This window comes from Streptomyces sp. NPDC057638, assembly GCF_042800315.1.
GTDB lineage: Bacteria > Actinomycetota > Actinomycetes > Streptomycetales > Streptomycetaceae > Streptomyces.
Genome location: NZ_JBHVHF010000215.1, coordinates 1 through 14,315, shown reverse-complemented (window position 1 = coordinate 14,315; position 14,315 = coordinate 1). Strand labels below are relative to the sequence as shown.

Annotated in this window: 11 protein-coding genes; 8 read left to right on the top strand and 3 right to left on the bottom strand. The window is 74.1% G+C overall.

Features of this window, described 5'->3' with window-relative positions:
- Nucleotides 1–59: 59 nt before the first annotated feature.
- The 3 genes from ACFVIM_RS24905 to ACFVIM_RS24895 form a co-directional block, all read right to left on the bottom strand.
- The gene (locus tag ACFVIM_RS24905) at nt 60–1,448 is read right to left on the bottom strand and encodes a beta-propeller fold lactonase family protein (RefSeq protein ID WP_384305267.1); all 1,389 of its coding nucleotides are present in this window, start codon (nt 1,446–1,448) and stop codon (nt 60–62) included.
- Nucleotides 1,449–1,891: 443 nt separating this feature from the next.
- Nucleotides 1,892–2,335: a RidA family protein gene (locus tag ACFVIM_RS24900; protein WP_384305264.1), complete on the bottom strand. Its 444-nt coding sequence runs from the start codon at nt 2,333–2,335 to the stop codon at nt 1,892–1,894.
- Nucleotides 2,336–2,411: 76 nt separating this feature from the next.
- Nucleotides 2,412–3,605 (bottom strand): Rv2578c family radical SAM protein, encoded by a 1,194-nt coding sequence (locus ACFVIM_RS24895; RefSeq protein WP_384305262.1) that lies wholly within the window; start codon nt 3,603–3,605, stop codon nt 2,412–2,414.
- A 161-nt stretch (nt 3,606–3,766) separates the two neighbouring features.
- Between ACFVIM_RS24895 and ACFVIM_RS24890 the strand changes: the two genes are divergently transcribed.
- From ACFVIM_RS24890 to ACFVIM_RS24855, 8 genes are all read left to right on the top strand, one after another.
- Nucleotides 3,767–4,222, top strand: a complete 456-nt coding sequence (locus tag ACFVIM_RS24890; protein WP_384305260.1) for an SRPBCC family protein — start codon at nt 3,767–3,769, stop codon at nt 4,220–4,222.
- A gap of 723 nt (nt 4,223–4,945) precedes the next feature.
- Nucleotides 4,946–7,333 carry a SpoIIE family protein phosphatase gene (locus ACFVIM_RS24885; protein WP_384305258.1) on the top strand — a complete coding sequence of 796 codons (2,388 nt, stop codon included), beginning with the start codon at nt 4,946–4,948 and terminating at the stop codon, nt 7,331–7,333.
- Between the two features lie 101 nt (nt 7,334–7,434).
- On the top strand, nt 7,435–8,175 hold the full coding sequence (locus ACFVIM_RS24880; protein ID WP_384305255.1) for a class I SAM-dependent methyltransferase: 741 nt from the start codon (nt 7,435–7,437) through the stop codon (nt 8,173–8,175).
- A gap of 168 nt (nt 8,176–8,343) precedes the next feature.
- Nucleotides 8,344–8,997 carry a lysophospholipid acyltransferase family protein gene (locus ACFVIM_RS24875; RefSeq protein WP_384305253.1) on the top strand — a complete coding sequence of 218 codons (654 nt, stop codon included), beginning with the start codon at nt 8,344–8,346 and terminating at the stop codon, nt 8,995–8,997.
- Nucleotides 8,998–9,140: 143 nt separating this feature from the next.
- Entirely contained in the window at nt 9,141–9,989 is an 849-nt protein-coding gene (locus ACFVIM_RS24870) for a M55 family metallopeptidase (protein WP_384305250.1), read from the top strand.
- The gene (locus ACFVIM_RS24865; protein ID WP_384305247.1) at nt 9,982–11,322 is read left to right on the top strand and encodes a M20/M25/M40 family metallo-hydrolase; all 1,341 of its coding nucleotides are present in this window, start codon (nt 9,982–9,984) and stop codon (nt 11,320–11,322) included. Before ACFVIM_RS24870 ends, ACFVIM_RS24865 begins: the two co-directional genes overlap by 8 nt.
- Nucleotides 11,323–11,333: 11 nt before the next feature.
- Nucleotides 11,334–13,322, top strand: coding sequence for an LpqB family beta-propeller domain-containing protein (locus ACFVIM_RS24860; RefSeq protein WP_384305246.1), 1,989 nt, complete (start codon nt 11,334–11,336; stop codon nt 13,320–13,322).
- Nucleotides 13,315–14,271 carry an LD-carboxypeptidase gene (locus tag ACFVIM_RS24855; protein WP_384305243.1) on the top strand — a complete coding sequence of 319 codons (957 nt, stop codon included), beginning with the start codon at nt 13,315–13,317 and terminating at the stop codon, nt 14,269–14,271. The genes ACFVIM_RS24860 and ACFVIM_RS24855 overlap by 8 nt, the downstream gene beginning before the upstream one ends.
- The last annotated feature ends 44 nt before the right edge of the window (nt 14,272–14,315 follow it).

Below are 14,315 nucleotides of genomic sequence, written 5' to 3'. Positions count from 1 at the left end.
GACGAGACCCTCTCGCGTCCCCGGCCCCGGGCATCGCCGGTGGCCTGGGACGGGGTGGTTCAGGGGCAGGTGGCCAGGAGGATCGAGATGACGGTGCAGGTGGCCGTCGCGGTGTCATTGGCCGGGTTGGGATCGGCCGGGGCGGACACGGTCCGGGTTCCGGTGACCCGGACGTTCCCCAGGGAGAGCAGGTGCAGCGGCACCCGGAACGTCTTCCGCGCGCTGGCGCCGTCGCCGATCGCGCCCTGGACACAGGTCACCGTCCTGCCCGTGGTGGTGCATCCGGGGGAGAGCGCGGTGGCGGTGGCGCCGGGCGGCAGGGTGGCGGTGAGGGTGGCCGACGCCACCGCGGCGGGACCCGTGTTGCGGGCGGTGAGGGTGTAGGTGAGGTAGGGCACCAGGAGGCCGAGCTGCGGTGTGGCGCTGACGTCGACCTCGATGTCCGCGGCGGGCGCGGTGGCCGGGGTGAACGCCACGGCGTACGGGCCGCTGCCGACGGCGACGGTGGCCGTGACGGTGTTGGTGGCCGTGTCGATGACCGAGGCGGTGCCGCTGTTGCTGTCGGCGACGTAGACCTCGCCGCCGTCGGGCGTCACCGCGACGCCGATCGGGGTGGAGCCGACGGGGACGGTCGCGGTCACGGTGTTGGTGGCCGTGTCGATGACGGAGGTGCTGTTGCCGCCGATGTTGGTCACATAGACGCGGGACCCGTCCGGGGAGATCGCGGCACCGAAGGGGGTGTTGCCCACGGGGACGGTGGCCACGGTCGTATGGGTAGCGGTGTCGATCACGGCCGCCACGGCCGCGTTCTGGGAGCTGACGTAGAGCCGGGTCCCGTCCGGGGAGACCGCGACCCCGTTCGGCTTGGCGACCGGGATGGTGGCCGTGACGGTGTCGGTGGTGGTGTCGATCACCGACACCGAGGCGCCGTTGGTGTTGGCGATGTAGACCTTGCCCCCGCCGGGGGCCGCCGTGGCGTTGTTCGGCCGCTGGCCGACGGCGAGCGTGGCCGTGACGGTGTTCGTCGCGGTGGCGATCACCGAGACCGAGTCGGACAGGAAGTTGGTGACGTAGACCTTGGCGCCGTCGGGCGTCACCGTCACCGCGAACGGGCCGTCGCCGACGGACAGGGTCGCGGTGACCGCGTTGGCGGTGGTGTCGATCACCGACACCGAGCCGGAGCCGCGGTTGGCGACATACGCCCGGGTACCGTCGGGGGTCACCGCCACCCCGGACGGGCCGGTGCCGACGGGGACGGTCGCGGTCACCGTGTCGGTGGCCGTATCCACGACCGACACGGTGTCCGACGCGCTGTTGGCGATGTACGCCACCGAGGCGGCGGCGGGCGCCGGGCTCGTCGGCGCGGCCGGGACGGCGACCGCGGCCGGGACGGCCACCGCGACGAGCCCGGAGCCGACCAGGACGCCGGTGGCCAGCAGCGCGGTCAACCGGCGACGCGACCTGACACGTGGCACCGGTCGTAAGGCCGAGCGCAGAGAGATGATGATGACGTTTCCCCTTCCCTGATCCACCCCGCGACGGCGGGCACCGGCTGGCCCCCGGGAAACCGTGGCGGAGCGGTCATGCCAGCGCGGACCAGGCCGGAGAAGGGGCTGACCCGGTGGGGGGCCACACGAACCCGACCGACCGTGTCAGCGCCCCAGGACGGGCCCGCGACGGGCAGAACCTGCCCGCCAGCCGACACGGCGCAAGCCCCTCCCGTATCAGCGCGTTCAGCATGCCACCGTCATACCGCGCGCCATGGCGGAATCGTCGAGATCGGTGCTGTCCGCGCCGCGCTCCACCGGCGCCGGGTCATCCCCGCCCGGGGTGGACCGGGGTTTCGGGGCCGTCGCACCGATCGCCGCGGCCGTGACCGCCCGGCCCGCCCCTACCCCTGTTCCTGGTCCCGGGCGGGGGCGGTCGCCGCGCGGGTCTCCGGGACCAGGGCGAACGCCTCGATCTCGACCAGCAGTTCCGGCTCGATCAGGGCCGCGACCTGGACGGCCGAACTGGCGGGGAGGCGGCTCGGGTCGAACACCTCGTTCCGCGCGGTGCGTATCTGGGGCAGATGGGTGATATCGGTGACGAAATAGGTAAGTTTGAGCACATCGTCCAGCGTGGCGCCCGCGGCGGCCAGACAGCGGCGGATGTTCTCGAAGACCTGACGGGCCTGGGCCTCGGGGTCGCCGACGCCCACGATCGCGCGGTCCTGGTCGAAGGCGCACTGCCCGGAGACGGCGATGAACCGCCCGGTGCCCCAGACGACATGGCTGTAGCCGGTACCGGGAGCGAGGCCCTCGGGGGCGTTGAGGAACGTGAGTTCGGTGCTCATGTCCCCATCCTCGCCCACGCCACTGACATATGACTTCTCTCTCTTCCGTCACGGTGTGCCCGTTACGGCTGGTCCGTCACAGCAGGCTCAGCTGTATCGGTGCGGGGTCCGCTGCCGCCGGGGACACGGGTGGCGTCCGGGGCTCCGGCGCGAACAGCGCCCCGTCCGCCTCGCCCCGGCCATGCGGCCGGTCCGGCCCGTGCTGTCCGTCCTGCCCGCCCCGCCCGTGTGGTCCGTCGGGTCCGTCCGGTCCGTGCGGTGAGGAGTGGATCCGGCGGGGCAGGCCGCGTCCGGCCGGGCCGATGCCGAACTCCGCCGCCAATTCGTGGACCTGGCGGGTGACGCGGCGCTGGTACCAGGTCGGCGCGTACGCCCCGGCCGCGTAGAGCCTCTCGTACCGCCGTACGAGGAAGGGGTGGTGCTCGGCCAGCCAGGCCATGAACCACTCCCGCGCACCGGGGCGCAGATGGAGCACCAGGGGTGTCACGGAGGTGGCCCCGGCGGCGGCGATGGCCCGTACGGTGGCGCGCAGCTGGTCGGGGTGGTCACCGAGGAACGGGATCACCGGCGCCATCAGCACCCCGCAGCCGATGCCGTGGTCGGTGAGGGTGCGCACGACGTCCAGCCGCCGCTCGGGGGCGGGGGTCCCCGGTTCGACCGTGCGCCACAGCGCGTGGTCGGTGAAGCCGACCGAGACGGAGATCCCCACGTCGGTCACCCGGGCCGCCTGCTTCAGCGGCTCCAGATCGCGCAGGATCAGCGTCCCCTTGGTGAGGATCGAGAACGGGTTGGCGTGATCCCGCAGGGCCTCGATGATGCCGGGCATCAGCCGGTACCGTCCCTCGGCCCGCTGGTAGGTGTCCACGTTCGTGCCCATCGCCACATGCGCGCCTGACCAGCGCGGTGCGGAGAGCTGGCGGCGCAGCAGCTCGGGGGCGTTGATCTTGACCACGATCTGGGAGTCGAAGCCGAGGCCGGTGTCGAGGTCCAGATAGCTGTGGCTCTTGCGCGCGAAGCAGTAGACGCACGCGTGGGTGCAGCCCCGGTAGGGGTTCACGGTCCATTCGAACGGCATACGGGAGGCCCCGGGCACCCGGTTGAGGATCGAACGCGCGCGTACCTCGTGGAAGGTGATCCCCCGGAACTCGGGGGTGTCGAAGGTCCTGGTCGTCACCGCCGAGGTGCCGAAGAGCGCGGTCGCCTCGCCGTACGCCGGGTTCTGGGGGGTCTCGGGGGCCTCGGGGGTCTCGGCCAGATGGTTCCAGCGCATGGGCGCCTCCTCGGTCGTACGGGGCGGCCAGAATAGAACATGTGTTCCCATGATCGCCGGACGGGCCCCCGGGCCGCGCCGCACGGACCCCCGGATTTGGGGCACCGCAGCCGAGGTGGTTTGCTGACGCCACCCCCCGAACAACCGCATGGAGGAACGCGATGGCGCAGGTCGAGGCCACCACGGAACGGATCATCGCGGCGGACGCCGAGACGGTGTTCGACGCACTGGCCGATTACGAGAACACCCGTGGGCGACTGCTGCCCGCACAGTTCAGCGAGTACGAGGTCCGTGAAGGCGGCGATGGTGAGGGCACCCTCGTGCACTGGCGGCTCCAGGCCACCAGCAAGCGGGTGCGTGACTGTCTGCTGGAGGTCACCGAGCCCACCGACGGAGAGCTGGTCGAGAAGGACCGCAATTCCTCGATGGTCACCACCTGGGTCGTCACCCCGGCCGGGGAGGGCCGCTGCAAGGCCGTCGTCACCACCGTCTGGAACGGCGCCGGTGGCATCGGGGGCTTCTTCGAGCGGACCTTCGCCCCCAAGGGACTCGCGCGCATCTACGACCTGGTGCTCGCCAACCTCGCCGCCGAGACGGAGCGGGGCGCCGCGAGCTGACCCGCGCCGGGCCGCCGCCGGACGGTGCCGGAACACCGCCGGGCGGTGCCGTGCCCGGTGTCATGGCCGACCGGTGCCGTACCACCACAGGGCGGCGCCGGTCGACCGCCGGTCACGCGTCCCCTGACCGGTCGCGCTGTTGGTCGGTCACGCGTCCCATGACCGGCCCTGCTGATACCCGGTCACGCGTCCCCTGACCGGCCACACTCATGACCCGCCGTGGTCCCGCCGGACGAGGGCCGCGCACGGACGGGGTCCCGCCCTGGGCGCCGCCCGCGGTGAGGCCCGGACGCCGTTCCCCCGGCGTCGGCGCGGACGGCGGCGGGACCCGGCCGGTCACGCCCGTCATGCCGGGGTGGCGCGGCCGGTGCCGCGTCAGCTGGGCCGCTCCCGGGTCGGGTCGGGCCCGGGTCGGGCGAGCGGGCGCACGGCCCGAGCCCTGGACGACGGGCGCGACCGGCGCGCACGGCTCGCGCCCTGGGCGCGCGGCGCGCCGGACAGGGTCCCGCCCCACCAGCGCCGCCCCGGTGGACACCACGGCACGCGCGGGCGCACCACCTCTTCCTCCGTTGCCCCGCGCCCGGTGTCCCCACCCCCGTACGGTGGTGCCACGGCCGTGCGACGCAGCGCGGCCCGATGCGTCGGCGACCGCGCGGCCGGGCCGCCCCGCTCCTCGTCCATGGCCGCCCGTCCCCGCGAACGGGGTTAAGGAGCCCTCCAGTCATGGACAGCGGCGTTCCGCCCACGGAGTCACGGCCCCCCGCCGTGGACGGCCGCATCCCCCTCGCCGTGGTCGTCGCGGCGCGCGACGGACGGGTCTCCCACTGGTCGACGGGTGCCCGGCGGCTCTTCGGACCCACCCGGGAGGAGGCCGTGGGCTGCCCCGCCGCCGATCTGCTGCCCGTCTCCGGCGCGCTCGCCCAGGACGACACGTACCCGGCGCACGGCGACGGCCCCGCCCTCGACGCCTCCCCGGCGCGGAGCGCCCCGTATCCGACCGCGGGCTGGGCCCGGCTGCGTACGGGGGCCGGGCGGCGCGCCGTGCTCTGGTGGGCCTATCCGCTCACCGGCCCGGGCGACCAGGGGCTGCTCGTCCTCGCCACCGACGCCGATCCGCTCCGGCGCCACCCCGTCACCCGTACCGACGGTCCCCACCCGGGTCCCGCACTCCGTCCGGTCCGCGTCACCCCCGGCTTCGGCCCGCACACCGCGTTCCCCGGCGCCGGGGAGCTCGCCCGGGGACTGCCCGAGATCCTCCCCAGCGTGAGCGTCCACGAGGCCAACCGGATCGTCGCCCAGGTGCTCGACCTCGGCTATCCGCTGCTGGAGTTCAGCCACCACCAGCGGGTGCCGGTCACCCCCGACTGGGGCGTCCCCCGGCGCCCGGGACGGCGGACCGTCCCGGTCCCTCCCGTGCCGGGGAGCGCCGGGGACACCGGGACGCCCGCCGATCTGGAGTACGCGGCGGTCCGGGAGCGGCTGGAGTTCCTCAACGAGGTCAGCGGGCGCATCGGCTCCTCGCTCGACCTCGCCCGCACCATCCAGGAGGTCTCCGCCGCCGTCGTCCCCCGCTTCACCGATGTCGCCGGGACCTATCTGCGCGAACAGGTCATCGCGGGCGAGGGCTTCCCCGACGGCCCGCCGGACACCACGACGCTGTGGCACCGGGTCGCGGTCGAACACGTCGACCCGCCGGGCCGCTGGGACGACGTGGTCCCGGTCGGCGAGTCCATGCCGTTCCCCGAGGACACCCCGTTCTTCCGCTGTATGACCACCGGGGAGCCGGTACTGGTGCCCCGGATCAGCGACGCGATGGGGACCGCCATCGCCGCGCGGTTCGAGAAGCGGGACATCAGACCCCTGATCAACGGGCGCTCCATGCTGGTGGTGCCGCTGAAGGCGCGCACGGTGGTGCTCGGCTTCATGATCCTGCTGCGGCATCCCGGACGGGCCGAGTTCCACGACATGGACCGGGTGACCGGCGCCGAACTCGCCGCCCGCGCGGGGCTCGTCCTGGACAACGCCCGGATGTACACCCATCAGGAGAACCTCGCCGAGACGCTCCAGGACTCCATGCTCCCGCGGATCACCCCGGGGACGCCCGGCTGTGACATCGCCACCCGCTATCTGCCCGGCACCTCGCTCGGCCGGGTCGGCGGCGACTGGTTCGACAGTGTCCGGCTGCCCGGCTCCCGGGTGGCGCTCGTCGTCGGCGATGTGATGGGCCACGGGCTGAACGCGGCCGCGATGATGGGCCAGCTGCGGACCGCCGTCCAGACCATGGCCGCCCTCGATCTGCCGCCCGCGCGGCTGCTGCGCACCCTGGACGACCTGGCCCAGCGCCTCGGCGACACCTATCTCGCCACCTGCCTCTACGCCGTGTACGACCCCGTCGGCCACACCCTCGACCTCGCGAACGCGGGCCATGTGCCCCCGGTACTGGTCCGCGCCGCCGACGGCCGCGCCGAGCTGCTGGAGCTGCCCACGGGCGCGCCCATCGGGGTCGGCGGGGTGCCGTTCGAGAGCGTCCGGGTGCCCGTGGCCCCCGGTGACCGGCTCGTGATGTGCACCGACGGTCTGGTGGAGGTGCGCGGCCAGGACATCGGCACCGGGCTCGCCACCCTCTGCGCCTCCGCCGCGCACCCGGCCGCCTCCATGGACGACGCCTGCGACACCATCATCCGCGCCCTCAATCCCCGGGGCGGTCGCAAGGACGATGTCGCCCTGCTGATGGCCCGGCTGGGTGGCATCCCCGCCGACGCCGTCGCCACCTGGGAACTGGCCCGCGAACCCCGCTCGGCGCCCCGCGCCCGCCGTCTCGTACGCCGACGGCTGAGCGAGTGGCGGCTCTCCCCGGTCGCCGAGGCCGTCGAACAGGTCGTCGGTGAACTCGTCGCCAACGCGGTACGGCACGGGGACGGCGCCCGAGTCGGCGTACGGCTGGTCCGCGCGGACACCGTGCAGTGCGAGGTCTCCGACCAGGGCCACGGGCTGCCGTCGCTGGTCGCCGACGGGCGGGGACTGCGGGTGGTCGGCGCGCTCAGCCGCGAGTGGGGGAGCCGCCGTACGGGGGAGGGGAAGGCCGTCTGGTGCGAGGTCCCGCTTCCGTGAGCCCCCGGGTGCGGCCATCCCGGCGGCGTGCCGGGGTTGTCCTCGCCCCCGGGACCCGATAGACCCCTACTGACATTCCGTCAAACAGTGGGGAGCCCGTGATGAGCGTGTCACGTCGGTACAGGGACGCCTGGGAGGGCTTCTGGCGCGAGGCGACCGGCGAACCCGGAGAGGTGCTGTGGGACGCCGAACCCGCCCTCACCGCCGGACTCCACCTCGCGCTCTACGAACCCCATGTCGACAACCCCGGCCTCACCCTCGTCGACCTCGGCTGCGGCAACGGCACCCAGACCCTCTTCCTCGCCGACCGCTTCCCCACCGTCATCGGAGTCGACCTCTCCGCGGCCGCCACCGAACTCGCCCGCCGCACGGCGGAACGCGCCGGCGCGGGACCACTGTCGGGACAGGTCGGCTTCCGCCAGCTCGACGCCGCCGACCCGGACGCCGTCGCCGCGTTCCATGAGGAGTTCGGCGACTGCAACGTCTACGTTCGCGGGGTCTTCCACCAGAGCGACCCGCAGGACCGGCCGGTGCTCGCCAGCACCGTCGCCACGCTGCTGGGAGTGCGGGGGCGGGCCTTCGTGGTGGAACTCGCCGAGGGCGCGGGCCAGCGCCTCGCCGCGCTCTCCTCCTCGCCCTCCGGGCCGCCGCCCCGGGTGCGGTCCGTGCTGCGGCACGGGATCGTGCCGGGGGCGATGCCGGACGCGGAACTGGGGGCGCTGTTCCTGGCGGCGGGGCTCACGGTGGAGGCGTCGGGGGACCTGCCGCTGACGACGACGGAGTACGAACCCGACGGCTCGCGCATAGCGCTCCCCTCCAAATGGCTCGTCCTGCGCGCGTAGGGCCGTCGGCCGGGAGTGGCCCCCGGGCGCCGGGCCCGGGGAAACCCCCGTAGCGCGGCGGGTGGGGAGGTAGGTACGGGTACTCAGGGCGGGGCGGAGGCGGCGGGTGAGGATGGAGGCATCGCCCCGAGACGCCGTACGGCCGGGGGCCGTACGGAAGGATCGTTCATGCTCGCCGGACTCGCGCGTACCGTCATGCCCGTCCTGGGACGGCTCCAGGTCACCACCGCCCCAGGCGCCGCCCTCCGCGACGGCGGGATCATCACCGCCAACCACAGCTCGCTGATCGACCCCGGCGTCGTGCTGGCGGCGCTGCGGCGGATGGAGGTGCGGCCGGTGGTGCTCGCCACGGCCGGGCTGTGGCGGATCCCGCTGCTGGGACAGGCGCTCTCGCGGGAGGGGCACATCCCCGTCCACCGGGGCACCGAGCACGCGGCCGACGCGCTGGACGAGGCGCTGCGGGCACTGGCGGAGGGGCGGCATGTCCTGATCTACGGGGAGGGGCGGCTGCCCCGGCACCGGCATTCGGGCGACACCGCGCCGGGCCCGTTCCGCAGCGGGGTGGCCCGGCTGGCACACGCGTCGGGGGCGCCGGTGATCCCGCTGGGGCAGGCCGGTGCGCGCCGTATCACGTCCGGTTCGCGGACCAAGCAGCTCGCCGGGCTGGTGACCTCGCCGCTGCGCCGTCCGTCCGTCCATGTCCACATCGGCGATCCGCTGCGGCTCACGGGCACGGTCCCCGATGACACCGCCGCCACGCGCAACGCGGTCGCCGCGGCCTGGCGTACCGCCGCCGGCCGCCTGGGCGCGCCCGCCGCCTGACAGGCCCCGTCGTGTGGCGGGGAGCGCGTCTGGCGGGACCGCCGCACACTCTCCCGGCACCGGCCCCAACGGCCGCAGGGTCAGCGGAGGAACCGGGCGCGGGGCCGGAGGATCGTCCGCGAGGCGCCGGGATAGAGTGAATTATGAAGATCCTCATCAGTGCCGACATGGAAGGCGCCACGGGAGTCACGTGGCCCGCCGACGTGCTGCCGGGCACTCCCCAGTGGGAGCGCTGCCGCTCGATGTTCACCTCGGATGTGAACGCGGCGGCGCTCGGTTTCTTCGACGGTGGCGCCGACGAGGTGCTCATCAACGAGGCGCACTGGACGATGCGCAACCTGCTGCTGGAGCGGCTCGACGAGCGCGTCGAGATGATCACGGGCCGCCATAAGTCCCTCTCCATGGTGGAGGGCGTGCAGCATGGCGACGTCGACGGCATCGCCTTCGTCGGGTACCACACGGGCGCGGGCGCCGAGGGCGTCCTCGCCCACACGTATCTCGCCAACTCCCTCACGGGTGTGTGGCTCAACGGGGTCCGCGCCAGTGAGGGCCTGCTGAACGCGGCGGTCGTCGCCGAGTACGGGGTGCCCGTCGTCCTCGTCACCGGAGACGATCTGACCTGCGTCGACGCCGACGGCTACGCGCCGGACGCCCGCAAGGTCGCCGTCAAGGACTATGTCTCGCGGTACGCGGCGGTCTGCCGCACCCCCGCCCGTACCGCCGCCGACATCCGCGCCGCCGCCGAGGAGGCCGTCCAGGTGGCCGGGCGCCGGGACCCGGCGGGTCCCGGGCCGGTCGGCGCCGGACCGTATGTCATGGAGCTGGAGTTCGACGCCGAGCACCTGGCCGCCGCGTCCACGGTCGTCCCCGGTGTGGCCATCAGCGGCGAGCGCCGGGTGCGCTACACCCATACGACGATGTACGAGGCGATCAGGACCTTCAAGGCGGTCACCACGATCGTCTCGGCAGCGGTGGAGGAGCAGTATGGCTGACAGGGAAGGCGCCACCCCGGTGGACCGGACCGCGCTCGACGAGGTCGTCACCTTCACCTCCGAGCTGATCCGTATCGACACCACCAACCGGGGCGGCGGGGACTGCCAGGAGCGCCCCGCCGCCGAGTACTGCGCCGAGCGGCTGGCGGCCGCCGGACTGGAGCCGCTGCTGCTGGAGCGCACCCGGGGGCGCACCAACGTGGTCGCCCGGATCGAGGGCACCGACCCGTCCGCCGACGCCCTGCTGGTCCACGGCCATCTCGACGTGGTGCCCGCCGAGCCCGCCGACTGGTCGGTCCACCCGTTCTCCGGGGAGGTCCGCGACGGGGTGGTCTGGGGCCGGGGCGCCGTCGACATGAAGAACATGGACGCGATGGTGCTGGCGGTCGTCCGGGCCTGGGCCCGCGCCGGGATCCGGCCCCGCCGTGACATCGTCCTCGCCTTCACCGCCGACGAGGAGGACAGCGCCGCCGACGGCTCCGGCTTCCTCGCCGCCGAGCACCCCGACCTCTTCGCGGGCTGTACGGAGGGGATCAGCGAGTCCGGCGCGTACAGCTTCCACGCCGGTCAGGGGCTGACCCTCTATCCGATCGCGGCGGGCGAGCGCGGTACCGCCTGGCTCAAGCTGACCGCCCGGGGCCGCGCGGGCCACGGCTCCAAGGTCAACCGGGAGAACGCGGTGAGCCGGCTGGCCGCCGCCGTCACCCGGATCGGCGAGCACGCGTGGCCGGTGCGGCTCACCCCGACCGTCCGCGCGGCCCTCGCCGAACTCGCCGTACTCCATGACATCGACGTGGACGTGCACGGCCCCGACTTCGACGCCGACGCGCTGATCGCCAAGCTCGGCCCGGCCGCCGCCCTGGTCGAGCCGACCATCCGCAACAGCGCCAACCCGACCATGCTGGACGCCGGGTACAAGGTGAACGTGATCCCCGGCCAGGCCACCGCCTTCATCGACGGCCGGATGCTGCCCGGCGCCGAGGACGAGTTCCACCGCACGATGGACGAGCTGACCGGCCCCGATGTGGAGTGGGAGTTCCACCACCGGGAGGTGCCGCTCCAGGCGCCCGTCGACTCGCCGACGTTCGCCAAGCTCCGCGCCGCCGTCGAACGGTTCGACCCGGCCGGCCGGGTCATCCCGTTCTGTATGGCGGGCGGTACCGACGCCAAGCAGTTCTCCCGGCTCGGCATCACCGGCTACGGCTTCTCGCCGCTGAAGCTGCCCGTCGGCTACGACTACGCGGCGATGTTCCACGGCGTCGACGAACGCGTCCCCGTGGACGCGCTCCACTTCGGCGTCCGGGTGCTCGACCACTATCTGCGGTCCGCGTGAGAGAGGTGACCATGACCGTTCCGGCCCCCTGTGGCTCCTGGCCCTCCCCGGTCGACGCCGCCCTCGCCGCCTCCCACGACGGACGGCCCGAGTTCCTCGGCGCCGTCGGCGACGAGGTCTGGTGGACCGCGCCCCGCCCCGCCGAGGACGGACGGCGGGCCCTGATCCGCCGCCGCGCCGACGGCCGGGAGGAGTCCCTCCTGCCGCCGCCGTGGAACGTCCGCAGCCGGGTCATCGAGTACGGCGGCCACCCCTGGGCCGCCGTCCCGTCCGCCGACGGCCCGCTGGTCGTCTTCGTCCACTTCCCCGACCAGCGGCTGTACGCGTACGAACCGGACCGCCCCGGCGCCCGGCCGCGCCCGCTGACCCCGCTCTGCGCCACCGGCGGCGGACTGCGCTGGGCCGACCCCCTGATCCGGCCGGGGACCGGCGAGGTCTGGTGCGTGCTGGAGGAGTCCACCGGACCGGCCCCCACCGACGTACGACGGGTCATTGCCGCCGTACCGCTGGACGGGTCAGCGGCACAGGACCGCGCGGCGGTACGGGAACTCAGCGACGGGCGGCACCGCTTCGTCACCGGCCCCCGGCTCTCGCCGGACGGGACCCGGGCCGCCTGGATCGCCTGGGACCACCCCCGGATGCCGTGGGACGGCACCGAGGTCCTGGTCGGTGAGATCGCCGACGGCGGGCCCTTCACCGGGGTACGGACCGTCGCCGGAGGGGAGCGGGAGTCCTGCCCCCAGGTGGAGTGGGCGCCCGACGGCTCCCTCCTCTACCTCTCCGACGCGGCGGGCTGGTGGGAGCCGTACCGCATCGCGCCCGGCGCCGGGCGGGGCGTCCCGCTGAGCACCGGCCGTGACGAGGAGTTCGGCGGACCGCTGTGGAAGATCGGACAGCGCTGGCTGGCCCCGCTGGAGTGCGGGCTGATCGCCGTCGTGCACGGCGCGGGCACCACCGCCCTCGGCGTCCTCGACCCCACCACCGGCGAGATCGCCGACGCCGTGGGGGAGTGGACCGAGTGGGCGCCCACCCTCGCCGTCCTCGGCGACCGGATCGTCGGCGTCGCCGCCAGCCCCCGCACCGGGTACGAGATCGTGGAGCTGGACACCAGCAGCGGGCACGCCCGGGTCATCGGCGCCGCCCACCACGACCCGGTCGACCCCGCCCATCTGCCCGAACCCGTCTCCCGTACCTTCACCGGGCCCGGCGGGCGCGAGATCCACGCGCACATCCACCCACCGCGCCACCCCGAGCGGACCGTGCCCGACGGCGAACTGCCCCCGTATGTGATCTGGGCGCACGGCGGTCCGACCGGACACGCGCCCCTCGTGCTCGACCTGGAGATCGCCTACTTCACCTCGCGTGGCATCGGCGTCGCCGAGGTCAACTACGGCGGCTCCACCGGATACGGACGCGCCTACCGGGAACGGCTGCGCGGCCAGTGGGGCGTGGTGGACGTCGAGGACTGCGCCGCCGTCGCCCGCGCGCTCGCCGACGAGGGCAGCGCCGACCCGGCGCGGCTCGCGGTGCGCGGCGGCAGCGCCGGGGGCTGGACCAGCGCGGTCTCCCTCACCCGTACCGATGTCTACGCCTGCGCGACCATCCTCTACCCGGTACTCGACCTGCTCTCCTGGGCCAGCGACGAGACCCACGACTTCGAGTCCCAGTACCTGGAGTCCCTGATCGGGCCGCTCGCCGAGGTGCCCGAGCGCTACCGGGAGCGGTCCCCGCTGGAGCACACCGACCGGATCAGCGCGCCCTTCCTGCTGCTCCAGGGGCTGGACGACCTGATCTGCCCGCCCGCGCAGAGCAGGCGCTTCCTGGACCGGGTGGGGGACACCGTGCCCCACGCCTATCTCGCCTTCGAGGGCGAGGAGCACGGCTTCCGCCGCGCCGAGACCATGATCCGCGCCCTGGAGGCCGAGCTGGGCCTGTACGCCCGGGTCTTCGGCTTCACCCGCGATGACATCCCCCCGCTGGAGCTGACCCCTGATGTCTGACGTGACGCACGAGTCCACGCCGGTGGCCCCGCTGATCCGCCCCCGGCGGCTGCGCACGGGCGACCGGGTCGCCGTGGTCGCCCCCAGCGGGCCCGTCCCCGCCGACCGGCTCGACGACGGGCTGGCGATCCTGCGGGACTGGGGCCTGGACCCGGTGGTCATGGGCCATGTGCGCGACGAACGCCCCCCGTTCGGCTATCTCGCCTCCGACGACGCCCGCCGCGCCCGGGAGCTGACCGAGGCATGGTGCGACCCCGAGGTCTCCGCCGTGCTCTGCGCCCGGGGCGGCTACGGCGCCCAGCGCATGGCCGACCTGGTCGACTGGGCCGCCGTCCGGGCCGCCGGGCCCAAGGTCCTCGTCGGCTACAGCGACATCACCGCGCTGCACGAGGCGTTCGCGACCCGGGTGGGGGTGAGCACCCTGCACGGCCCGATGGTCGGCGCGCTCACCTTCCTCAAGGACGAGCGCACCCGCGACCATCTGCGCACCACCCTCTTCCAGCCCGAGGCGGCCCGGGTGATCGGCCTGGAGCCCGCCGGAGCGCTCGTGCCCGGCCGGGCCCGGGGCGTCACCCTCGGCGGCTGCGCCAGCCTGCTCGCCGCCGACCTCGGCACCCCGGCCGCCCGCCCCGGCGCCCGGGGCGGACTGCTGCTCCTGGAGGACGTCGGCGAGGAGGACTACCGGCTCGACCGGATCCTCACCCAGCTGGTGCGCTCCGGATGGCTGGACGGGGTCGCCGGGGTGGCGCTCGGCTCCTGGGCGGAGTGCGGCCCGTACGAGAGGGTCCGCGAGATCCTGCTGGACCGGCTCGGGCCGCTGGGCGTCCCGGTCGTGGAGGAGCTGGGCTTCGGCCACGGCGACACCAATCTGACGGTGCCGCTGGGGGTGCCCGCGGTGCTGGACGCGGACGCGGGCACGCTCACCCTGGATGAGCCCGCGCTGCGCTGAGCCGTGCTACGGCGGAGGCGGCGCACGCCCTCTGTTCACGAGGG

Bases quoted from the DNA above. Each gene is read 5' to 3' on its own strand.
- ACFVIM_RS24890 (WP_384305260.1), top strand. From the start codon at position 3,767: ATGGCGCAGGTCGAGGCCACCACGGAACGGATCATCGCGGCGGACGCC.
- ACFVIM_RS24865 (WP_384305247.1), top strand. From the start codon at position 9,982: ATGGCTGACAGGGAAGGCGCCACCCCGGTGGACCGGACCGCGCTCGAC.
- ACFVIM_RS24870 (WP_384305250.1), top strand. From the start codon at position 9,141: ATGAAGATCCTCATCAGTGCCGACATGGAAGGCGCCACGGGAGTCACG.
- ACFVIM_RS24855 (WP_384305243.1), top strand. From the start codon at position 13,315: ATGTCTGACGTGACGCACGAGTCCACGCCGGTGGCCCCGCTGATCCGC.
- ACFVIM_RS24895 (WP_384305262.1), bottom strand. From the start codon at position 3,605: ATGCGCTGGAACCATCTGGCCGAGACCCCCGAGGCCCCCGAGACCCCC.
- ACFVIM_RS24900 (WP_384305264.1), bottom strand. From the start codon at position 2,335: ATGAGCACCGAACTCACGTTCCTCAACGCCCCCGAGGGCCTCGCTCCC.
- ACFVIM_RS24880 (WP_384305255.1), top strand. From the start codon at position 7,435: ATGAGCGTGTCACGTCGGTACAGGGACGCCTGGGAGGGCTTCTGGCGC.
- ACFVIM_RS24885 (WP_384305258.1), top strand. From the start codon at position 4,946: ATGGACAGCGGCGTTCCGCCCACGGAGTCACGGCCCCCCGCCGTGGAC.
- ACFVIM_RS24875 (WP_384305253.1), top strand. From the start codon at position 8,344: ATGCTCGCCGGACTCGCGCGTACCGTCATGCCCGTCCTGGGACGGCTC.
- ACFVIM_RS24860 (WP_384305246.1), top strand. From the start codon at position 11,334: ATGACCGTTCCGGCCCCCTGTGGCTCCTGGCCCTCCCCGGTCGACGCC.